General features: G+C 53.1%; 17 protein-coding genes and 2 tRNA genes. 14 read left to right on the top strand and 5 right to left on the bottom strand.

All coding sequences use genetic code 11. The features are described from left to right. Nucleotides 1-35 precede the first annotated feature (35 nt). Nucleotides 36-251 carry a DUF2842 domain-containing protein gene (locus tag VRZ32_RS09505; protein ID WP_414525496.1) on the bottom strand — a complete coding sequence of 72 codons (216 nt, stop codon included), beginning with the start codon at nucleotides 249-251 and terminating at the stop codon, nucleotides 36-38. Nucleotides 252-626: 375 nt separating this feature from the next. On the opposite strand from VRZ32_RS09505, the gene VRZ32_RS09500 reads away from it, so the two are divergent. Then, nucleotides 627-1,730, top strand: coding sequence for a COX15/CtaA family protein (locus tag VRZ32_RS09500; RefSeq protein ID WP_414525495.1), 1,104 nt, complete (start codon nucleotides 627-629; stop codon nucleotides 1,728-1,730). Here VRZ32_RS09500 and VRZ32_RS09495 read toward each other — a convergent pair. Then, nucleotides 1,712-2,995 (bottom strand): O-acetylhomoserine aminocarboxypropyltransferase/cysteine synthase family protein, encoded by a 1,284-nt coding sequence (locus VRZ32_RS09495; RefSeq protein WP_414525494.1) that lies wholly within the window; start codon nucleotides 2,993-2,995, stop codon nucleotides 1,712-1,714. The genes VRZ32_RS09500 and VRZ32_RS09495 overlap by 19 nt on opposite strands. Before the next feature lie 413 nt (nucleotides 2,996-3,408). Here VRZ32_RS09495 and VRZ32_RS09490 point away from each other — a divergent pair, with 413 nt between their 5' ends. From VRZ32_RS09490 to rpsI, 3 genes are all read left to right on the top strand, one after another. After that, nucleotides 3,409-5,163 (top strand): chloride channel protein, encoded by a 1,755-nt coding sequence (locus VRZ32_RS09490; protein WP_414525493.1) that lies wholly within the window; start codon nucleotides 3,409-3,411, stop codon nucleotides 5,161-5,163. A 227-nt stretch (nucleotides 5,164-5,390) separates the two neighbouring features. After that, a complete protein-coding gene (gene rplM, locus VRZ32_RS09485) occupies nucleotides 5,391-5,855 on the top strand; it encodes a 50S ribosomal protein L13 (protein ID WP_414525492.1) in 465 nt (154 codons plus the stop codon). Nucleotides 5,856-5,857: 2 nt separating this feature from the next. Then, nucleotides 5,858-6,343 carry a 30S ribosomal protein S9 gene (gene rpsI, locus VRZ32_RS09480; RefSeq protein ID WP_414525491.1) on the top strand — a complete coding sequence of 162 codons (486 nt, stop codon included), beginning with the start codon at nucleotides 5,858-5,860 and terminating at the stop codon, nucleotides 6,341-6,343. A gap of 270 nt (nucleotides 6,344-6,613) precedes the next feature. Here the strand turns inward: rpsI and glnA are convergent, their stop codons facing one another. Continuing rightward, a complete protein-coding gene (gene glnA / locus VRZ32_RS09475) occupies nucleotides 6,614-8,023 on the bottom strand; it encodes a type I glutamate--ammonia ligase (RefSeq protein ID WP_414525490.1) in 1,410 nt (469 codons plus the stop codon). 160 nt (nucleotides 8,024-8,183) lie between these two features. Next, complete coding sequence (locus VRZ32_RS09470) at nucleotides 8,184-8,522, bottom strand: P-II family nitrogen regulator (protein WP_414525489.1); 339 nt, start codon at nucleotides 8,520-8,522, stop codon at nucleotides 8,184-8,186. Nucleotides 8,523-8,894: 372 nt separating this feature from the next. On the opposite strand from VRZ32_RS09470, the gene VRZ32_RS09465 reads away from it, so the two are divergent. Further along, nucleotides 8,895-10,403: an NAD(P)H-hydrate dehydratase gene (locus tag VRZ32_RS09465; protein WP_414525488.1), complete on the top strand. Its 1,509-nt coding sequence runs from the start codon at nucleotides 8,895-8,897 to the stop codon at nucleotides 10,401-10,403. On the opposite strand, the gene VRZ32_RS09460 is transcribed toward VRZ32_RS09465, so the two are convergent. Further along, a complete protein-coding gene (locus VRZ32_RS09460) occupies nucleotides 10,400-11,830 on the bottom strand; it encodes a multicopper oxidase family protein (RefSeq protein ID WP_414525487.1) in 1,431 nt (476 codons plus the stop codon). The two genes, VRZ32_RS09465 and VRZ32_RS09460, sit on opposite strands and share 4 nt — an antisense overlap. A 188-nt stretch (nucleotides 11,831-12,018) precedes the next feature. Between VRZ32_RS09460 and VRZ32_RS09455 the strand changes: the two genes are divergently transcribed. The 9 genes from VRZ32_RS09455 to VRZ32_RS09415 all read left to right on the top strand — a co-directional run bounded on the left by VRZ32_RS09455 (nucleotide 12,019) and on the right by VRZ32_RS09415 (nucleotide 21,858). Continuing rightward, nucleotides 12,019-12,103: transfer RNA gene (locus tag VRZ32_RS09455), tRNA-Leu, on the top strand. A 46-nt stretch (nucleotides 12,104-12,149) separates the two neighbouring features. After that, complete coding sequence (gene tig / locus VRZ32_RS09450; RefSeq protein WP_414525486.1) at nucleotides 12,150-13,664, top strand: trigger factor; 1,515 nt, start codon at nucleotides 12,150-12,152, stop codon at nucleotides 13,662-13,664. Nucleotides 13,665-13,943: 279 nt separating this feature from the next. Continuing rightward, the gene (locus VRZ32_RS09445) at nucleotides 13,944-14,567 is read left to right on the top strand and encodes an ATP-dependent Clp protease proteolytic subunit (protein ID WP_414525485.1); all 624 of its coding nucleotides are present in this window, start codon (nucleotides 13,944-13,946) and stop codon (nucleotides 14,565-14,567) included. Nucleotides 14,568-14,963: 396 nt separating this feature from the next. Further along, entirely contained in the window at nucleotides 14,964-16,232 is a 1,269-nt protein-coding gene (clpX, locus tag VRZ32_RS09440; RefSeq protein ID WP_414525484.1) for an ATP-dependent Clp protease ATP-binding subunit ClpX, read from the top strand. A gap of 447 nt (nucleotides 16,233-16,679) precedes the next feature. After that, on the top strand, nucleotides 16,680-19,106 hold the full coding sequence (gene lon, locus VRZ32_RS09435; RefSeq protein WP_414525483.1) for an endopeptidase La: 2,427 nt from the start codon (nucleotides 16,680-16,682) through the stop codon (nucleotides 19,104-19,106). Between the two features lie 209 nt (nucleotides 19,107-19,315). Further along, the gene (locus tag VRZ32_RS09430) at nucleotides 19,316-19,594 is read left to right on the top strand and encodes an HU family DNA-binding protein (RefSeq protein ID WP_414525482.1); all 279 of its coding nucleotides are present in this window, start codon (nucleotides 19,316-19,318) and stop codon (nucleotides 19,592-19,594) included. A gap of 228 nt (nucleotides 19,595-19,822) precedes the next feature. Continuing rightward, nucleotides 19,823-19,899, top strand: a tRNA-Val gene (locus VRZ32_RS09425). 265 nt (nucleotides 19,900-20,164) lie between these two features. Then, nucleotides 20,165-20,947, top strand: coding sequence for an alpha/beta fold hydrolase (locus VRZ32_RS09420; RefSeq protein WP_414525481.1), 783 nt, complete (start codon nucleotides 20,165-20,167; stop codon nucleotides 20,945-20,947). A 479-nt stretch (nucleotides 20,948-21,426) separates the two neighbouring features. Further along, nucleotides 21,427-21,858 carry a hypothetical protein gene (locus tag VRZ32_RS09415; protein ID WP_414525480.1) on the top strand — a complete coding sequence of 144 codons (432 nt, stop codon included), beginning with the start codon at nucleotides 21,427-21,429 and terminating at the stop codon, nucleotides 21,856-21,858. Nucleotides 21,859-21,915 lie beyond the last annotated feature (57 nt).

Raw genomic sequence — 21,915 nt, 5'->3', positions numbered from 1 at the left:
ATTGATTCACATTAAGAGCAAGGTTGCTCATCTGCCTACACTTCATCTGGCCCGCGTTTTTCCATCCAGCGGATGAGCGGGATAATAGGCAATATCCAGCCAAGGCCAAATACCACGTAGAAGGCAAGCTGTGCTGCGCGTGGCCATTCAGGTACGCGTGAATGCGCAAAGGCCATGATCAGTAGCGCATAGAAAATGCAAAACGCCAGAATGGCGATGGTAGCGATAAATTTGCGTGTGCGCCGTTTCATTAAGTGTCTCGTCTAGGATACGCTGATCTTCGCGCCATGGAATCTGCAAATGGTAACTTCCCTGGGCGCATGGACAGGAGTCTATTGCGCGTCGGTTCTCAAGGGGCATCTACATCAAAACGATCCAGAAAATGAATGCCATTTTGGGGATTGGTTTGATGTGTCAGGCGTATAGAGCACCAATATGGTATTCTGTCAGCAGCGCACCCTGACGCGAAGCTCAATACATTCTAAGGCAAAAGGTCGCAATGGCTGATCCGGTATTTGCGCCTGATCGCTATGCGGATTATGTAGGGGCTGATCGATACCCGTTCTACGGCGTGCGTCAAGCCCACAATCAACTTTTCGCCTTTTCAGTTTGAGCACCATAGTATCATGACCATTAGCATGTTTTCTCCCTCTACCTCGCTCACGCCATCGACTAACGCGGGGCGTCGTGCAGTGCGGCTTTGGCTTGGCGTGGTGGCGGCGTTGATTGTGCTCATGGTGATTGTGGGAGGTGCAACGCGGCTGACCGGATCTGGCCTGTCGATCACGGAATGGCGGCCAGTTACCGGGGCGTTGCTACCGATGGGGGAAGCCTCATGGATGGTGGAGTTCGATAAATACCGCGCAACGCCGCAATACAGTTTGCTCAATCAGGGCATGTCTCTGGGAGAGTTTCAGTTCATTTATATGTGGGAGTGGGGGCATCGGCAGCTTGGGCGGTTGATCGGTTTTGTTTATCTGCTGCCGCTGCTGTGGTTTGCTGTCCGTGGTGTCGTGCGCGGGCGGTTGTTGGCGACGCTGTTAGGGATCGGCGCGCTTGGTGGTGCACAAGGCGGTATTGGCTGGATCATGGTGGCATCTGGCCTGACGCCGGGCATGACGGCCGTTGCACCTCTCAAACTGATGCTGCATCTCGTTGCGGCCTGCGGCCTGTTTGTCAGTGTGGTATGGGTGATGGTTGGGCTACGGGAGCGCCATGCAGATATGCAAAGCCCCGCCCGTTTGCGCACAACTGGTACGCTGCTGATTGCTGGCGTGTTGATCCAGATTGCTCTGGGGGCGCTTGTTGCAGGGCTGAACGCTGGTATGTCGTTCAACACGTGGCCGCTGATGGATGGGCGCCTCATTCCGGAAACATTTACACTGTTGCCGATCACACCATGGTGGCATAACCTTGTGGAATCGATTGCGCTGGTGCAGTTCAATCATCGATTGGGCGCCTACATGCTGCTGGCGCTGGCATTATGGCACATGTTCGATGCACACAGACTGGCGCCTGGCACAAAGACCGTGCGGATGGCGCGCGTGATGGCGGGGCTTGTGGTTGCACAAGCCGGCATCGGCATCATGACGTTGCTGCTGGTCGCGCCCTTATGGGCCGCATTGTTGCATCAGGCGATGGCTGTGCTGATGCTGGGCCATGCAGTGGCGCACCGGCGAATGATGTCGCCGGCGCGCAGATCATTACAGGATCAGGCTTTGAGTGCCTGATCGAAATCGGCAATCAGATCTGCCGGATCCTCAAGACCAATGGACAAGCGCACAACGTCCGGTCCGACGCCTGCTGCCAGACGATCTTCTGGTGGCATGTTCTTATGTGTTGTCGTTGCGGGATGAATGATCAGTGACCGCGTCTCACCGATGTTGGCGAGGTGTGAGACGATTTTCAGTGAGCTGATTAACCGCTTCGCCGCTTCTTCCCCGCCCTTCAGTGTGGCGGTGAACACCGCGCCCGGCCCTTCGGGCGTATAGCGTTTCACCAGCGGATGGTTGGGGTGCGCTTCCAGACCCGGATAGCTCACCGCAGTAATGGCTGGATGGTTTGCCAAATGCTGCGCCACCGCTTGGGCATTGGCAACATGGCGTGGCATGCGCAGATGCAGCGTTTCTGTGCCGGTGAGTGCTAGAAAGGCGTTGAAAGGGGATAGTCCCGGCCCCAGATCGCGCATGCCGTATACACGCGAAGCGACGCCAAAGGCTGTCTGCGGGAATTTTTCAGCCAGCACAACGCCGCCATAATCTTCCCACGGCTCCGAGATAAGCGGATAGCGTACATCACCTGCCCAATTGAACTTGCCCGCATCAACAATAATGCCGCCGATAACCTGACCGTGGCCGCCAATAAACTTTGAGAGGGAATGAAAAACGATATCCGCGCCATGTTCAATCGGACGGATGAGATAGGGCGTTGCCAGCGTGTTATCGACAACGAGCGGGATATTATGAGCCTTCGCGATAGCCGAAATTGCCTCCAGATCCACCACCTCGCCTGAGGGATTGATGATGGATTCAATCACAATAGCCCTGGTGCGTGGTGTGACGGCTGTCTCAAATTCAGCCAGATCGAGCGGATTGGCGAAGGTTACCTTGAGATCATGCCGCTCTTCCAGCCGACGCATCAGACCAAGCGAACCGCCGAAAAGCCGATTAGCAGAAACATACTCATCGCCAGATTTCAGCAAGGTGAGCAAAATCACCAACAATGCTGATTGGCCGGATGCAATTGCAACAGCATTGGTGCCGCCTTCCAGCGTGGCAATGCGTTTTTCAAGTACCGCACCCGTGGGATTGCCGCCGCGGGCATATGAAAATCCGCTTTTGCGCAGGGCGAATATGTCAGCGGCAGCTTCCGGCGTTTCAAAGGCAAAGCCATTGCTGAGATAAAGTGGTGTCACGCGTGCGCCTGTTACAGGATCAGCGACAGCGCCAGCATGGACGGCGAGGGTGGCAAATCGGTTTCTACACTCAGATGACATCGTGGTCGTTCTCCACCAAACAGCGATAGCGTAAAGGCAAGTTCAGGCGGCCATTAATGTAGGCAATCAGCGTATAAGCTTTTCACCTCACTATACTCATGTTCTGGATTGTTTGCGGTGCGCATGCATCGCGTCAACCATTTCCTAATCTCATGACGATGCGTTCTTTATACGGCACATAAAGGCATTAATTCGATATAACGAACAATACGTGCGGTCAATAGCACAGTGTTATTTTGTGACTTTGTATAGTCATCATTGTCATGCTCCTCATGGCGGCCTGCACGTGTCGGAGCCTATCATGGTGCTGTAAAAACGCTGCCATACCGATATGTTAAGATAAAACGGGTCTACTGGCACCAACGAATGCTCTATATATGCAAACAAAGGCTACATGATGAGATGTGTCGAGCATGATTGACGATTTATGGTGGCGGATCAGGGCGTTGGTGCGTACGGAAGAGCTGTCGCTGTCGATTTTAAGCATTGTCATCGGAACGGTTGCGGGTATTGGTGTCGCGTTGGCGCATAGCACCGTACAATGGATGCATGAGGCGCTCTTCGGCTTAGAGAGGGGCGCCTATCTCAGCGCCTCGCTTGCGCTGGACCCGGTGCGGGTATTTACAGCGCTTATCGTTGGAGGGCTAACGGTTGGCTTTTACACGTGGGCAGTGCGTCGGCTGCGTAAGCGTGAGGTTGTCGATCCCATTGAGGCCAATGCACTGTATGGCGGGCGGATATCGTTGCGCGATAGTGTCTTGCTAACGGGAGGCACTGTGCTCTCCAGCGGTTGTGGTGCTGCTGTCGGTATGGAGGCAGGCTACACCCAGTTTGGTGCGGGCTTTGCGTCATGGTTCGGGCAGCGCTTTAATCTGCGCCGGGCAGACCTGCGCACCTTGGTAGCCTGCGGTGCGGCAGCGGGAATTGCGGCGGCGTTCGATGCGCCGATGGCCGGAGCGTTTTATGCGTTTGAGCTGGTGTTGGGTGCCTATGCAGTTGTGACGTTGGCGCCAGTAATGCTGGCAGCGTTGACCGCCCCAGCAGTTGCAGGCTTACTGGCGCGCGATCTCACGAGTCCGCTGCTGAATGTCGATCTGTATTTCTCCCGCTATGATATCGCTGTGTTTGTCGGTATCGGTGTGATTGCGGGCGTCATTGGTATCGGCATCATGAAGATGGCGACGATGGGTGATGGGGTGATGCATCGGTTCAAGGTGCCATCGTTTTTGCGCCCGGCGCTTGGTGGTTTAGGCGTTGCCGTGTTGGCGCTTTATTCGCCAGCGGTCTTAGGCGCAGGCCATGGTGCGATGCAGTATTATCTCGTTCACGCTCACGGCTTTACAGTGCTGCTGGGCCTGCTGATTGCCAAGATTCTCGCGGCTGCATTATCGGTAGGAACAGGGTTTCGGGGTGGTCTTTTCCATACGTCGCTGTTTGTTGGAATATTGCTTGGCGACGTAGTCGGATTAGGCATAACGGCATTGTTTCCGGCGCTGCCGATTGATCGAATTGTGTATGCGCTTGTCGGCATGGCATCAGTCGCTGCTGCAGTGATTGGTGCGCCAATCACCATGATTTTCCTCGTCTTCGAGCAAACGGGCAACATTGCTATCGCAAGCGGTGTGATGATTGGAGCGGTGATTGCATCGCTGATTGTGCGGCGGTTTTTTGGTTATTCGTTTGCCACCTGGCGCTTTCACATTCGTGGTGAAGCTATTCGCAGCGCATTTGACATCAGCTTCATCAGGGATCTGACAGTGGTGAAGCTGATGCGGCGCGAAGCACGCACGGCCGGAGAGCATATGACAGTTGCCGCCTTCCGCAAGCGCTTTCCAATTGGTTCAACCGAGCGTGTGTTTCTCACGGATGAGCACAACGGATATGCAGGTTTTGTCATCAGCGCTGAAGTGCATTCGCTGGATTATGATGAAACAGCCGAAACTGCGCCCGTAAGCGATCTGCGGCATGCGCCGGATGTCTTTCTGCTGCCCCGCCAAAACATCAACACGGTGCTTGAAGCCTTCGACAAAGCTGAAACCGAGGCGCTTGCTGTGGTGGATGATGCGCAATCCCGCACCATACTCGGCTATGTGAGCGAATCTTATGCCCTCAGGCGCTACGCTATGGAGCTGGATCGCCGCCGCCGCGAGCTCAGTGGAGAACGATAAAGAATGCGGTAAAATAATACCACAATTAATAAGATATTGATTTATAATGATATTATAAGATTCAGAAAAATATATGTCCCTTGACAGAGCGATATCAGTAGCTTAGTCATCTGCCATCACGTGGCATCTGCTTTTGCAGCAGGTGACTCGTTTCATTTTTTGCTCTCGTTCGGGGCCGCGTGTCGGAATACCGGGTTTGAGAGTCCTGAACGTGAAGAAGATCCAACATGAAGACTTTCTCGGCAAAGCCAGCCGAAGTCGAAAAGAAATGGGTGATCATCGATGCGACCGACCTGGTGGTTGGCCGTCTCGCTACGCTCATTGCTCTTCGTCTGCGCGGCAAGCACAAGCCCACTTTCACGCCCCACGTTGATGATGGCGACAACGTCATTGTCATCAATGCGGAGAAGGTGCACTTCACCGGTAACAAGCGTGAAGACAAGCGTTATTACCACCACACGGGTTTCCCCGGCGGTATCAAGGAGCGGACTGCAAAGTTCATCCTCGAAGGCCGTTTTCCTGAGCGCGTTGTCGAGAAGGCCGTTGAGCGCATGATTCCGCGCGGCCCTCTTGGTCGTCGCCAGATGGGTAATCTGCGTGTTTACGCCGGTGCGGAGCATCCGCATGAGGCGCAGCAGCCAGTGGCACTTGATGTTGCCGCCCTCAACCGCAAGAACGTGAGGAGCGTCTGATCATGTCCGATACTATCCAGAGCCTTGCTGATCTCGGTCAGATCGCAGCCGTTGTGAGCGATGCTCCTGAAGCACCTCGCTACGAAAAGAAGGTCGACGCTCAGGGGCGCGCTTATGCGACCGGCAAGCGTAAGGACGCTATCGCTCGCGTTTGGATCAAGCCTGGTTCAGGCAAGATCATCATTAACGGTCGTACGGTCGAGACGTATTTTGCTCGTCCTGTGCTGCGCATGATTCTGCGTCAGCCGCTTGCGCTTGTGAACCGTGACGGTCAGTTCGACATCACTGTGACAGTTGCTGGTGGTGGTCTTTCCGGTCAGGCAGGCGCGGTGCGTCATGGCTTGTCAAAGGCGCTGACGCATTTCGAGCCAGAACTTCGTGGACCGCTCAAGAAGGGTGGCTTCCTGACGCGCGACAGCCGTACGGTTGAGCGTAAGAAGTACGGCCGTGCAAAAGCACGTCGTTCGTTCCAGTTCTCGAAGCGCTAATATCAAGAGCTATCCTCCACATGTGGGAGGATGCTATTGCAAGAATCAAAAGGGCACCTGTGCGGTGCCCTTTTTTATTGCATGAATATCACCGAAAACGGGGATGCTGTTTATTCATGCTAAAGCAAAATAATAATTGGCAGTGTTTTATTGGGCGATTGGATGGAAGCGATATTTGTTTTCTTCCTTCCTAGTTCGTTTAACAAAATGCCTCGGAGATCCAGTGACCACCGAGGCATTTCTGCTCATTCTTTACGTATATCGGCCGATTTAGACCGAGTAGTACATATCGAACTCAACCGGATGCGGTGTGTGTTCGAAGCGAATAACTTCCTGCATCTTCAATTCAATGAAGGAATCGATGAAACCGTCGGTGAACACGCCGCCAGCTTTGAGGAAGGCGCGGTCCTTGTCCAGTTCCTGTAGTGCTTCGCGCAGGCTTGCCGATACGGTTGGAATCTGCTTCAGCTCGCGTGGAGGCAGATCGTAAAGATCCTTGTCCATTGCCTCACCCGGATCGATCTTGTTCAGGATGCCGTCGATGCCCGCAAGCGCTAATGCCGAGAAAGCAAGATATGGGTTTGCGGTCGGATCGGGGAAGCGAACCTCAAGACGCTTTGCCTTGGGGTTGGTCGTCCATGGAATACGGCATGATGCCGAACGATTGCGTGACGAGTAAGCCAGCAGCACAGGTGCTTCAAAGCCAGGCACAAGACGCTTGTAAGAGTTCGTCGAAGGGTTGGTGAATGCGTTTAGCGCTTTTGCGTGCTTGATGATGCCGCCGATGTACCACAAGCATTCCTGGCTGAGGTCGGCATATTTGTTGCCGGCGAACAGCGGCTTGCCGTCCTTCCAGATCGACTGATGCACATGCATGCCCGAGCCGTTATCGCCATAAACAGGCTTTGGCATGAAGGTTGCCGTCTTGCCGTAGCTCGCAGCAACATTATGGATGCAGTACTTGTAGATCTGCATTGCATCAGCGGTGCCAACCAAAGTCGAGAACTTGATGCCAAGCTCGTGCTGTGCCGAGGCTACTTCGTGGTGGTGCTTTTCGACAGCTACGCCCATTGCTGCGATCGATGCAAGCATCTCACCGCGGATATCCTGGCTCGCATCAAGCGGTGGCACAGGGAAGTAACCGCCCTTAACGGGTATGCGATGACCGAGGTTGCCACCCTCGTAAGAGGTATCACCGTTGGTAGGCAACTCAGCGGCATCCAGCTTGAAGCCGGTGTTGTAAGGATCTGACTTGAACTTCACATCGTCGAAAATGAAGAACTCAGCTTCAGGCCCTACGAACAGCGTGTCACCGATACCGGTGGACTTCAAATAGGCTTCAGTTTTCTTGGCGATGCCACGGGGATCGCGCTCATAGGGCTCGCCCGTCGTTGGTTCAAGCACATCGCAGACGATGGAAAGCGTTGAGGCGGAGAAGAAGGGGTCCAGCTGTGCCGTTGATGGATCAGGCATCAGTAGCATGTCGGATTCGTTAATCGCCTTCCAGCCAGCGATGGATGAGCCATCGAACATCGTGCCTTCGGAAAAAAACTCTTCGTCGACCATCGTCACGTCAAACGTGACATGCTGCCACTTGCCGCGCGGATCAGTAAAGCGAAGGTCGACATAACGGATGTCGTTGTCCTTAATAAGCTTGAGGACATCCTGAGCGGTCGTCATGAGTAACTTTCCTTGGTTGGTTTTGATGTCGATATCATTGGCAATTGGGCAAAATGCCTGAAATTGCCGGACGGAAAGGGTATCATTAGGGCGCCGGTGCGGAGGCAAGCATCCGTCGCGGCACTCCAGCCGTGCACATATAAGGGCCCCCTGGCCCTGATCAGATTGCGTCCGTGCCCGTTTCGCCAGTACGGATACGAATGACTTCCTCAACACTGGATATAAAAATCTTGCCATCTCCGATGCGGCCAGTGGCGGCAGCCTTGCGGATAGCCTCCACAGCGCGATCAACCATCTCATCCCCAAGGACGATTTCGATTTTTACCTTGGGAAGGAAGTCGACCACGTACTCTGCACCGCGGTAGAGCTCGGTATGGCCTTTCTGACGGCCGAAGCCTTTGGCCTCGATTACGGTAATCCCTTGCAGTCCAACTTCCTGCAGCGCCTCCTTCACCTCATCGAGCTTGAAGGGTTTGATGATCGCCTCGATCTTTTTCATGCCGGAAGCCTCCCGTAACCTGTGCGACGTTCTTGCCGTAAGCCGCTGATGATGATTAGCATCAAAATTATCGCCTCGACACGTCCAAAATAATTGCTATCCCTGATGTTTGCCCAGAATTAAAGCAAAGACTGCCTATATATTAGGCAAGTGCCAAACGCCAGGCGGCTAGAAACGAAAATCAGGCATTGAGTGGCTATCTGACGCAGCGTCGTGATTGCTTTTGTGGCGTTGATGATATCCTGCGGGTACCAAGAGCGATGGGTGCAAGCATTTTTCTAACCAATATTTGATTGGAACGCATGGATCATGCGCCAGGTTTCATCATTGAAAATAAGTGCGACATAACAAGGCATCGGTGAGGAATGGACAATGGGTTTTCTGCTAACCACGAGCCAGATGCGTGAAGCAGATTCACGTACGATTATTGCAGGCACATCAGGATACACGCTTATGCAGCGTGCTGGCCATGCTGTTGCGGAGTGGGCAGCACGGCAGGCTCACGCCAGTGCGCAGAAAGATGGTGTGATCGTCGTTCTTTGCGGGCCCGGCAACAATGGTGGCGATGGCTTCGTGGCAGCGCGGGTTCTGGCAGCGAAGGGTTTTTCGGTTCGGTTGGTGCTGCTGGGCACAATTGAGACGCTAAAAGGCGATGCGGCTGAAGCGGCCGACGACTGGTCGGGTGATGTGCTGCCTATGGATAAGGTGGTGCTGGACGATGCCATTGTGATCATCGATGCGCTTTTCGGAGCGGGACTTGATCGTGATCTTGCACCGGATGTTCAGGCGCTGATTGGGCGCATCAATGCGAGTGCGGCGCCGGTTATTGCGGTTGATATCCCATCGGGAATTGATGGCGATAGCGGTGCGATTCGCGGGCAGGCTGTGAAAGCTGACATTACAGTGACTTTCGTGAGCCCGAAACCGGGCCATTTGCTCTATCCCGGCCGTGCACATTGTGGGCAGTTGCAGGTTGAGGATATTGGAATCAGCAGTGCGGTGGCTAAGGAGTTATCGGCAGGGCTTGCGGTCAATTCTCCCGATTCGCTGGTGAAGAGGCTGATCGATCCTCCTGTGACAGCGCATAAATATGGCCGCGGGCATGCGTTGATCATCTCTGGTCCGACGATGCATACGGGGGCAGCCAGGCTTACGGCGCGCGCGGCTCTACGGGTTGGTGCAGGTTTGGTGACAGTCGCGTCGCCTCAAGATGCATTGGCAGAGAACGCAGCCCATTTAACAGCTATCATGCTGCGTGAGGTTGATAATGCAGCTGCACTCTCTGAGATATTGACGGATACTCGGTTCAATGCGCTGGCCATGGGGCCAGGTTGCGGGGTTGGAGAAGACACTGTAGAGCGCGTGCGTGCTGCCGGCGCCTCTGTACGCGCTTTAGTGCTGGATGCTGATGCGTTGACCAGCTTTTCTGGCAATATTGATGCCTTTCGTGCCGCTATTGAACTGTCGCTGTCAAAAGGCGTGGTGTTGACGCCGCATGAAGGTGAGTTCGCGCGCCTTTTCGCCAATGAGGCTGAAATTCTTAATGCCTCATCAAAGCTGGTTCGTGCTCAGCTGGCTGCACGACGCGTTGGTGCTGTGGTTGTGCTGAAGGGTGCTGATACAATCATTGCCGCACCGGATGGGCGGGCAGCAATTAATGACAACGGCTCGCCCTGGTTAGCGACTGCAGGATCTGGCGATGTGCTCACCGGCTTGATCACTGGGCTGTTGGCGCAGGGGCTGGAAACCTATGAGGCAGCGCGTGTGGCCGTTTGGCTTCATGGTGCTGCGGGGCAGTTGGCGGGAGCCGGGCTGATCGCAGAAGACCTGCCCGAGCTTATGCCGCAAGTGCTGAAGGGGTTAATAAAGCGAGGTGTTTAAGTCACCTCAAACCAGCCTGCCAGTCCTGTGCCCAGACGCTCAAGGATTGTGGATCCGATCATCCAGCGACCCGGGTTATCAGCAAGAAAGGCTATGCGGACCGTCTGCGCTGCAGGAATCGCAATTGTGTCGAGCCAATAGGGCTCCCAGCCATCATCGAGCTTATGAAGTTGGCGTGCATGATGTCCATGAAGATGCAGCACTTGCAGAAATGGTGTCTGATTCTCCAGCGTAAGCACGACAGGTGTACCTGATGCGACCTTAAAGAGCGGGTGCTCCGCTGCATCTATCCATGCTAAGCCGCCAAGATGCCATACACGTGCTGGATCTTTAGCGCGTTCAGGTAGCGCTGAAGGATCAAGACCGCCGCTGATGGCGATCTCTATACGGCGCGCACCGGCGAGATCGATCGCATTTGGCAGATCGGTTGTGGGCAGTGCGGTGATAGGCCCTGGCTGTTCTTTGGCAGGCGTCCCCTCGCCGGTAAGAGTGAGCAAGGGCAGGCCATCGCCGATTTGAGCAAGTATTTTGCCGGACGATCCTTTGGCTGGTGTATCGATGACCACATCGACGCGTCCTCCTGGCGCAATCGTGAGGCTATTACGTGCCGGCGGGAAGGGTGCATCGACAGGCAGCCCGTCGGCTGCAATGACGTGGGTGGTGAGATCATCAAAACGCAGCGTCAAAACGCGCGCGTTGGCGATGTTGGCAATCCGTATGCGGACGCGTTGGCCGGGGGGGCGCGTCAATGTTTCAGGTGTTGTGCGGCCATTGATCAAGAGCCGATTTCCCAATCGTCCTCCAAGGCCGATGTCAGCAGGTGCCCCAAAGTCAGTCCGCACTTGTCCTTCATCATTAAGAGCAACGTCATCCAGCAGCAGCACTACATCATCGGGATAAATCGGCTCTGCCTCATCCACGATAAAGACACCCGCGAGGCCGCGTTCCGTCTGCTCTGCCGCGTATTCAGGCACAAGCGGGCGATAGAGATAAGTGCCTGCATTGCGTGCTATGAAGGCGATTTCAGATGTCTCGCCAGGTGCGAGCCCTTGTTGGGTAAGGCCCGCCACGCCGTCCATTACATTGGCGATTCGTATGCCGTGCCAATGCAGGGATGTTGGCTGGGAAAGCTCATTCTTCAGGCGAAGATTGAGCGTATCACCTTGCCGAATGCGCAGAAGAGGGCCGGGGAATGTCTGATTGTAGGTCCACAGCCGCACGGAGGGCAAAGCGCTATCTTGAGCGTGCACCGAATCGCCTGCAGTGAGTATTGATGGTGTGCCTGTGGATGAAGGGGCACTTCCAGCTTGTGCCCAGGCATGTTCCACACCAGAACTTGCAATGCTCAAACCAATAAGTCCGGTAAGTATCTGCCGGCGATCGACGAATGATAAAAGATCATTATTTTGCAAAGGATTAGTGGTCATTTTGCCTTTGTTATCCTTGCTGTTGAAGAGCGTCCTGATGCGACTTATCCCCATTCATACATCCTCTGGTTGCATGAATCGAGTGATGAAGAATTGGATGAACCGTCATTTTTTTGCTGCATTAGCTGGCAGCCATGATATAGAGCCGCTCTGGAGTTAGGGGAGCGCTCTTGGCGAGCCTCTGAGTAGCGGGCGTGGCGGAATTGGTAGACGCGCTGGATTTAGGTTCCAGTGGCGAAAGTCGTGGGGGTTCGAGTCCCTCCGCCCGCACCAGGCTCCAAAAGTATTTTGAACGCGAACTAGATTGAGAAGCTGTACCATGCAGGCGACCGAGACTCTTTCACAGGGTTTGAAACGCGAGTTCAAAGTGGTGGTACCCGCCACAGAACTGGAAACCAAGCTGTCGAGCGAGCTTGCTGGTCTTAAGGACCGCGTGCGCATCAACGGCTTCCGCCCCGGCAAGGTTCCGGTTGCGCACCTGCGTCGCCTTTACGGCCAGTCGGTAATGGCCGAAGTGGTGCAGAACACCATCAATGAAGCGAATCGCAAGATCATTGAAGATAATTCCCTGCGTCTTGCTGGCGAGCCAAAGGTAGTGCTGCCGGAAGATAAGGAAGAGATCGAAGGCATCATTGCTGCCAAGCGTGACCTTGCCTACAGCGTGGCTGTGGAATTGCTGCCAACGTTTGAGCTGAAGTCGCTTGAAGGCGTTGAGCTTGAGCGCGAAGTGGCAGAAGTGCCAGCTTCTGAAGTGGACGAAGCGATTGCACGTGTTGCAAGCGAAAGCCGCCCCTTCAAGGAGAAAAAAGGTGCAGCTGCAAAGGGCGATCGCGTCCTGATTGATTTCGTTGGCTCGATTGATGGTACGCCTTTTGATGGTGGCTCCAGCCAGGATATCCGCGTCGAGATTGGTTCGAACACCTTCATTCCTGGTTTCGAGGATCAGCTGATCGGTGCCAAGAGCGGCGAAGAGCGCACGGTTGTGACCTCATTCCCGGAGAACTATCAGGCTTCGCACCTGGCTGGTAAGGAGGCGAGCTTCGCCGTTACCGTCAAGGGCGTTGAGGCACCTGGTGAAGTTGAGATTAATGACGAGCTTGCCAAGACCATTGGTTTTGATTCGCTCGATGCTCTGAAGAATGTGATTCGTGGCTCGATGGAGCGTGATTTCACGCTGCAGGCTCGCCGTAAGGTGAAGAAGCTGCTGCTCGATGCTCTCGATGCACAATATGACTTCGACCTGCCTCCGAGCTTGGTTGAACAGGAGTTTGCTGGCGTTTGGCAGCAGGTTGTTGCTGATCTTAAGCAGGCTGGTCGTTCTTTCGAAGACGAAGGCACCACTGAAGAGGCTTCGAAAGCTGAATACCGCAAGATTGCAGAGCGCCGCGTGCGCCTTGGTCTGGTGCTTGCAGAAGTCGGCGATCGTGCTGGTGTTACTGTGACGGATGACGAAGTCAGCCGTGGCGTTGTCGAGCGTGCACGTCAGTTCCCTGGCCAGGAAAAGATGGTTTGGGACTTCTACAGCAAGAATCCGCAGGCATTGGCCGAGATTCGCGCGCCAATCTTTGAGGAGAAGGTTGTCGATCACCTGCTCGCGCAGGCAAAGGTGACGGATAAGACCGTTACCCGTGAAGAGCTCTTCGCTGATGACGAAGAAGCTGCTGATGGTAAGGCTGCAAAGCCAAAGGCAACCAAAGCTCGTGCAAAGAAGGCAAAGGCAGAAGATGCCGTTGCTGACGAAGGCAAGGACGCTGGTGAAGCCAAGGCTGAGGCAAAGGCCGCACCGAAGGCCAGCAAGGCCAAGGCTGCTAAGGCTGAGGCCGCAGAGGGCTAATTTCCGAGGCCGATGTTGCTCCTGTTGTGGGTGGTGACCGGCTTGGCTGTCGCCACGACAGCTTATGATGCTATGAAGGAGCGTGATTCGCTGAAAACAAGGCGAATCGCGCTCTTTCTGTCTGTGGCGTATGAATGCGTTAGTGATGTTTGGCAGTTCAAATTTATTGAGCTGTATAGACCTTGAAGATTCGCATCCGGCGCTATAGGTCCGAGACACGCACGTAGAAAATCTGCTGTGCGCCTTTTGGCGTGCACTCCAATCAAGGCTTGGTCAGTGATGAGAGATCCGTTTGAGGTTTACAACAGCACGCTCGTTCCGATGGTGGTTGAGCAGTCCAACCGTGGCGAGCGCGCGTTCGATATTTTCTCGCGTCTTTTGCGCGAGCGGATTATTTTTCTCACCGGCCCGGTAGAAGATCATTCAGCCTCGCTCGTTGTGGCGCAGCTGCTATTTCTGGAAGCGGAAAATCCAAAGAAGGAAATCAGCTTCTACATTAATTCCCCCGGTGGCGTGGTGACATCTGGTCTGTCGATCTACGACACGATGCAGTTTATTCGCAGCCCCGTTACGACGCTTTGCATCGGGCAGGCTGCATCAATGGGTTCGCTTTTGCTGGCAGCTGGTGAGCCAGGTCAACGTTTTGCGCTGCCGAACGCGCGAATCATGGTGCATCAGCCTTCTGGTGGCTTCCAGGGGCAGGCAACCGATATTCTGATCCACGCGCGTGAGATCGAGGCGCTGAAGCGCCGGCTGAATGAAATCTACGTGAAGCACACTGGTCGTGACATCGCGGACATTGAGGCGGCGCTTGAGCGCGATAACTTCATGACCGCTGATGCGGCAAAGGAGTTTGGCCTTATTGATCAGGTGCACGCGAAGCGCTCGGAAGTCGAGGGCTAAGAAAGCTTATTGTCGGTTGAGAAACATCCTGTTTTTTCAATGGATTGACAAGTCAACCGACAATGTATTTGCTGGTAAGCGAGGTAGGTGTCTTTCATAGCCCTTATCTTGCTTGCGCTGAGGTCATAGGGGACAGGCTTTCTTGCTATTGATCGCCAGGTATCTCCATGATTGCATGGAATGTCCGAGCGGTGCCCATTGAAGAATGGATGCGCTCTGATTAACTACCGTGACAGTTGCTTTAGTAAGAGCAACGAAACGGCTTGATGGGACGGTTCGGGGCTATCAAACAAATGAAGCGAATACCGCTTACTTTTTGTTCGCTCCGCGCCTATATGAACGCATGATGACGCTCTGGCAGCTTTCGCTGGAGCAGTGACCGAGTGGAGACGGACCATGAGCAAGGCAGGCGGCAGCGACTCGAAGAGCACGCTCTACTGCTCATTTTGCGGCAAGAGCCAGCATGAGGTCCGTAAGCTTATCGCTGGGCCGACAGTGTTCATTTGCGATGAGTGCGTGGAACTGTGCATGGACATTATCCGTGAGGAATCCAAGTCCTCACTGGTGAAATCGCGCGATGGCGTTCCAACGCCAAAAGAAATCAGCAAAGTGCTTGATGATTATGTCATCGGCCAATCGCATGCCAAGAAGGTGCTTTCTGTAGCGGTGCATAACCACTACAAGCGCCTCACGCATGCAGCCAAGCACAATGACGTTGAGCTTGCAAAGTCCAATATCCTGCTCGTCGGGCCGACGGGTTCGGGTAAGACATTGCTTGCACAGACGCTGGCGCGCATTCTCGATGTGCCCTTTACGATGGCCGACGCCACAACGCTGACCGAAGCCGGTTATGTGGGTGAGGATGTTGAGAACATCATTCTGAAGCTGCTTCAGGCGTCTGACTATAATGTAGAACGCGCCCAGCGCGGCATCGTTTACATCGACGAGATCGACAAGATTTCCCGCAAGTCGGACAATCCATCGATTACACGCGATGTGTCGGGCGAAGGTGTGCAGCAGGCGCTGTTGAAGATTATGGAAGGCACGGTGGCTAGCGTGCCGCCGCAGGGCGGGCGCAAGCATCCACAGCAGGAATTCCTGCAAGTGGATACGACCAACATTCTCTTCATCTGCGGTGGTGCTTTTGCGGGTCTTGAGCGAATCATTTCAGGACGTGGCAAGGGCACTTCAATCGGCTTTGGCGCAAACGTCTCAGCTCCCGATGATCGGCGTACCGGTGAGGTATTCCGTGAGCTGGAACCTGAGGATCTGTTGAAGTTCGGTCTGATTCCTGAGTTCGTTGGCCGCTTGCCGGTCATCGCAACGCTTGAGGATCTGGACGAGGAAGCGCTGAAACGCATCCTGCAAGAACCCAAGAACGCGCTTGTGAAGCAGTATCAACGCTTGTTCGACATGGAAGATGTTGAGCTGACATTCAATGATGAAGCGGTATCGTTGATTGCGCGCAAGGCTATTGAGCGCAAGACGGGCGCGCGCGGTTTGCGGTCGATCATGGAGAGCATTCTGCTCGACACGATGTATGACCTGCCGGGTCTTGATAATGTGGAACAGATCGTGGTTGGTCCCGAAGTGGTTGAGGGCAAGGCTCCCCCTCTCTACATCTACGCGGATCGGTCGGATGAGAATGCAACGGCCAGTGCATGAGTGAGTCGATCGCTGGCAATCTGATTGCTTGCCGTTCTTAGAGAATGAATGCGGCACCGTTCGGTAGAGCGGTGCCGCATTGCTTTTGTGATTCAAGGTTAATTCTGTCATTCTCTCTGCTGCAGCAAACAAAAAATGGATATCATTTTTGTATAAGTTTGATGCACAAACCAAAGTGCTAGAGCAAAATAGCAACGTGAATGTAATGCATTTTGCTCTAAAGCCGACCCGCGTGGTGTTCTTGTACACACTTCTTGACGGGTGAGAGCTTGAAAGCAAGCGCAACTCTCTCCAACTTACGAGAGTTGCTGCGATGCTGTCATGCTCAAGGGGGGTGACGGAGGCAGTGCACCGGAAGCAGTTGCGTGAGTGATGAGAGCTTCCGGCAATCCGTCCGTAAGCCTGCCAAATTTGGGGGCATGGGCGCATATGAAAGGAATACGGGCCATGACGACAACAAAGCCCCGTCAGGCGGTGGCCGCCGGAACGGTTGGAACCTATCCCGTTCTTCCGCTCCGTGATATTGTTGTTTTTCCGCACATGGTCGTGCCGCTTTTTGTGGGACGCGACAAATCTATCCGCGCGCTTGAAGAAGTCGTGAAGAGCGACCGGCATATCTTGCTGGCGACTCAGATCAATGCGTCTGATGATGATCCTGCAACGGACGCCATTTATGAAGTAGGCACGCTTGCGAACGTCCTACAGCTGCTGAAGCTGCCTGATGGAACCGTGAAGGTTCTGGTAGAGGGGGCCTCGCGCGCCCGTGTGAAAACATATACCCGCAGCGACGATTTTTACGAAGCTGAAGCCGAAGCATTGCCAGAGTCGACCGGCAACGATGTCGAAATCGAGGCTTTGGCACGTTCTGTGATGGGCGAGTTCGAGAACTATGTTAAGCTGAACAAGAAGATCTCTCCTGAGGTCGTTTCTGCCGTTACGCAGATTGAGGATCCTTCAAAGCTTGCTGATACGGTGGCATCGCATCTGGCGGTAAAAATCGCGGATAAGCAGGGTATTCTTGAAGCTGCGTCGGTTTCGGAACGTCTGGAGAAGGCGCTCGGATTGATGGAGAGCGAGATTTCCGTTCTTCAGGTGGAAAAGCGCATCCGCTCACGCGTAAAGCGTCAGATGGAGAAGACTCAGCGTGAGTACTATCTGAACGAACAGATGAAGGCGATCCAGAAGGAGCTCGGCGACGAAGATGGCCGTGATGAGCTGACAGAGATCGAAGAGCGCATCGAGAAGACACGTCTCAGCAAGGAAGGACGTGAGAAGGCATTGGGCGAGTTGAAGAAGTTGCGCCAGATGTCGCCGATGTCGGCTGAAGCGACTGTTGTGCGTAATTATCTTGACTGGATACTCGGAATTCCATGGGCCAAGCGTTCGAAGGTCAAGAAGGATTTGAATCTTGCGCAAGATGTGCTCGATTCGGATCACTTTGGCCTCGACAAGGTCAAGGAACGTATTCTTGAGTATCTTGCTGTGCAACAGCGTGCGAACAAGCTGACTGGTCCGATTCTGTGCCTGGTAGGTCCTCCAGGCGTGGGTAAAACCTCGCTCGGCAAGTCGCTTGCGAAGGCGACGGGACGTGAGTTTGTACGCTTGTCGCTCGGCGGTGTGCGCGATGAGGCGGAAATCCGTGGGCATCGTCGTACCTACATCGGTTCGATGCCTGGCAAGATTATTCAGTCAATGCGTAAGGCCAAGACATCCAACCCACTCATCCTGCTTGATGAGATCGACAAGATGGGTATGGATTTCCGTGGCGATCCCTCTGCAGCACTGCTTGAGGTGCTTGATCCAGAGCAGAACAGCACGTTCAACGATCATTACCTTGAGGTCGATTATGATCTTTCCAACGTGATGTTCGTGACCACGGCTAATACGCTCAATATTCCGACGCCGTTGCTCGATCGTATGGAAGTGATCCGTATTGCGGGTTATACGGAAGAAGAAAAGAAAGAGATCTGCCGCAAGCACCTGATTCCGGAAGCCATAACCAAGCATGGCTTGAAGGAAGGCGAGTGGTCAATCGATGATTCAGGCATCATGCTGCTGATCCGTCGCTATACGCGGGAGGCTGGCGTGCGTAACCTTGAGCGCGAAATCTCGAATCTTATCCGTAAGGCGGTGAAGGAGATTGTGCTGAAGAAGTCTGATTCCGTAACTGTGACAGAGGCTAATCTGGCTGATTATCTTGGCCCACCAAAGTTCCGCTTTGGCGAGGTGGAGACCGAGGATCAGGTTGGTGCGGTTACGGGGCTGGCCTGGACTGAGGTTGGTGGTGAGTTGCTGACCATTGAAGGCATCAAAATGCCCGGTAAGGGCAAGATGACAGTCACGGGTAACCTGAAAGACGTCATGAAAGAATCGATCTCGGCGGCGGCATCTTATGTTCGTTCGCGCGCGTCCGATTTTGGCATCGACCCTTCCTTCTTTGACAAGCATGATATCCATGTACACGTGCCGGAAGGCGCGACGCCTAAGGATGGCCCTTCTGCCGGTATCGGTATGGCAACTGCTATCGTCTCAACGCTGACAGGTATTGCGGTGCACCGTGATATCGCGATGACGGGTGAGGTGACCTTGCGCGGGCGCGTACTGCCTATCGGCGGCTTGAAAGAGAAGCTCCTCGCAGCGCTTCGCGGTGGGCTGAAGAAGGTGCTCATTCCGGAGGAAAATGCCAAGGATCTGGCAGAGATTCCGGATAGCGTGAAAAACGGTCTCGAAATCGTGCCCGTGTCACGCATGGAGCAGGTGCTCGAACATGCCTTGGTGCGTCAACCTGAAGCGCTCAAAGCGACCGATAAGCCCTCTGAGGGGGTTTCGCTCGCCAAGGAAGAGGGCGACTCTGCGGTTTCTATTGCCCATTAAGGCAGCGCGTCAGCCCGAATAATTGTTGAAAACGGCCCTCCGGATGGCTTCCGGAGGGCTTTTTTTCCGAAATAGCATGGGAAGGCATTGCTTTCGTTGGTAGTTTGCGTCATGCGGAGGCTCTTGCCGCGTAAACGGGTGATAAGCCCCATTTTTCCGGCATGGATCATTTTAACCATGACTCGGGTTGACGAGTTTAGGAGGACCATATGAACAAAGGTGATCTCGTTTCAGCCGTCGCCGACAAGGCAGGTCTGACCAAAGCCCAGGCAGGCGAAGCGCTGGACGCTGCCATTGAGGTGATCACCTCGGCGCTCTCCAAGGGCGACGAAGTAAAGCTGATCGGTTTTGGCACGTTCGTTGTTGCTGACCGTCCCGCTGGCACGGCGCGCAACCCGCGCACAGGTGAGACCATTGCGGTCGCTGCTTCGCGCACGCCGAAGTTCAAGGCCGGCGCTGGCCTCAAGGACGCTGTCAACGGCAAGTAAGCCAAGACAGAATGCCTATGGTGCATGCACTGCCTGAGATGCAGGTGTATTGCTGCCATCTATAAAAAATCTCAGGGCAATATCCTAAAATCAATTTTATTGGGTATTGCCCTGGATAAAACGATAAAATGCTGCATTCAGACTTGCAAAGCACGAAAAGTTGCCGTAGACGAGTTCTTGTCGCTGCGGCGAAGATTGCTTCCTGATTTGTGAATGGGAAGCGTTTTGGGGCGGTTAGCTCAGCTGGTTAGAGCGCCACGTTTACACCGTGGATGTCGGGGGTTCGAATCCCTCACCGCCCACCATTTAGGCCTGTAGCCTACAAATGATGGCACTTTCGATGTGCGTGAGCGTTAAATGCGCTAATCGTGGTTTTTCTCATTATATATCTGATTTTTTGCTAGCCATCAGGTTTTTTCCTGAAGGATGCAAATGCATAAGCGCTGTTAATCATCTGTGGGCGTCTTGCTAATATCTAATTGTTCAGCATGTAGTTTATTCCAAGAGCGGTTTCCATTTCTGGCGTGATGCAGTAGCTTGCGGCGGCGCGCGGCAGTCGGAGACATTATCATGCAGGCCTTTTCTTCCAACGGTGTACGTATCAATTATATTGATTTGCCCCCTCAAGAAGGGCATGGACGTCCCATTTTGCTGATTCATGGTTTTGGTTCCAACCATATGATCAATTGGGTGAATACTGCTTGGACCACGACATTAGGACGCGCTGGCTACAGGGTGATCGCTCTCGATAATCGTGGGCATGGCGAGAGCGAGAAACTCTATGATCCGGCTGATTATACTACTGCGTTGATGGCAGAGGATGCACGGCGTCTCCTGGATCATCTGGATATTCAGCAGGCAGCGGTGATCGGTTATTCGATGGGCGCGCGGAATACGGCGCAGTTAATGTCAATGCATCCAGATCGAGTCACGGCAGCAGTGCTTGGAGGGCTTGGTATTCATCTGATTGAGGGTGCGGGTCTTCCGTCTGGCATTGCAGAAGCTATGGAGGCGCCATCGCTTGATACCCTCACCGATCCAGACCAGCGCATGTTTCGAGCTTTTGCTGAGCAAACACGCAGCGATCTGCGCGCTTTGGCTGCCTGTATTCGTGGATCGCGTGGCGCACTAGCGCGTGAGCAGGTGGAAGCAATAATGCTGCCTGTGCTTGTGGCTGTGGGATCAAATGATCAGATTGCTGGTTCTGGCGAGGCATTAGTACGATTGCTGCCGAATGGGCGTTTTCTTGATATTCCTGGGCGGGATCATAACCTTGCTGTAGGCGATAGAATTCATAAGCAAGGCGTTGTTGCATTTCTGGATGAGGTTTATACATCTGCTGCCGGCATTTGAAAAAACAGCTTTCGGCAATTCGGAGAGACAATCTGATAGTTCATAGTTTTCTCACGCGCGAAGAATAGTGATAGACGTAGGCTCGCATTTTTGTGGGCTTTTTTATTGCTACAGAAGATAATAAGAAGTTATTTTCTGGATTAAAAAATATATCTAGATAAGAAATTCATATTATATATATTAATATCATTTTTATTTACGGTTTGTTGAAGGTAATATTTTACTTTGATGTTCGGTGAATGAACAATTGTTTAGTTTAGGATATTAAATTCTATATCAGAATTTTCTCGCAAATAGCTTGCAGATTTTTTCTTTTCAGATGAATTTATCCTAGTTGCCGTAATCATAAATGGTAGAGGCAACTTATGAGACCTATCTGAAATCGCTGACAGTTAATGAAATGTTGAGTGCTGTGGTCTCGTTATTTATACTTTATGAAAATATCATTATACATCAGCCGGTTAAGCAAGAGGATTGAAATGAATAAAAATTCAGTTCAAGATATAGCTGATTTAATTTTCAATGTATGGAAAGGTATTGATGTTTCTTCTTTCGTGGGTGACCGACAACGCGAAGTTTTGCGTGTCGCGATGAATGAAGAAGTATCTATCACTCTGATATTTAATGATAAAATGCACTTTTGGGTTTTGATCGCTGAACGTGAAGTGGGGCATTTGTCTGAGCATATGAGAGATAGGCTGATAGAAGCTCTCATCGATACAACATCTCACTCACGATACGATGAAGGCCTTACTGTGGGACTGACAGCTGAACAGAAAATATCCGTTTCAAAAATTCTGGTTGACGTATCGGTTAAGCAGGATATCATTAATTCAATCCAAAGATTATTCTCAGTAATTATGGGGAATCGATATGAAAACAAAATTGATAGTTCTTACGTAATAGTATGAGGAAGAGATTTGTTTCTATGTTTGATTCTTAGCGTTCCATTTATTACTAAGAGAGTT

This window comes from Pseudochelatococcus sp. G4_1912, from assembly GCF_047501465.1.
Taxonomy (GTDB): domain Bacteria; phylum Pseudomonadota; class Alphaproteobacteria; order Rhizobiales; family Beijerinckiaceae; genus Pseudochelatococcus.
The sequence above is the reverse complement of the archived record's forward strand: the minus strand, read 5'-3'. Positions and strand labels throughout refer to the sequence as shown.